Raw genomic sequence first — 300 nt, forward strand, 5'->3', positions numbered from 1 at the left:
ACCAACAACGTCATGCGTGTGTACACCAATGAGGACATCAAGGGCGTGGAACTCAGCGGTGCCCTGAAGAACGTCATGGCGTTGGGCGTGGGCATCTCCACCGGCCTGGGCTATGGCGACAACGCCCGCGCCGCACTCATCACCCGCGGCATTGCCGAGCTTGCCCGGCTGGGCGTGGCCATGGGCTGCAATGTCCACTCCTTTGCCGGTCTGGCTGGCATCGGTGACCTGATCGTGACCGCCACCAGTATGCACAGCCGCAACAACCGGGCCGGCATCCTTATCGGCAAGGGTGTGACC

At 63.7% G+C, this 300-nt stretch carries 1 protein-coding gene; it reads left to right on the forward strand.

Annotated elements, in window-relative coordinates; genetic code table 11:
* Window positions 1-300 (forward strand): NAD(P)H-dependent glycerol-3-phosphate dehydrogenase (locus P0G09_RS18820; protein ID WP_342760569.1); only part of this gene is annotated, 300 nt, incomplete at both ends.

The organism is Faecalibacterium sp. DFI.5.82 (genome assembly GCF_029076575.1).
In the GTDB taxonomy this organism is placed as follows: domain Bacteria; phylum Bacillota; class Clostridia; order Oscillospirales; family Ruminococcaceae; genus Faecalibacterium; species Faecalibacterium duncaniae.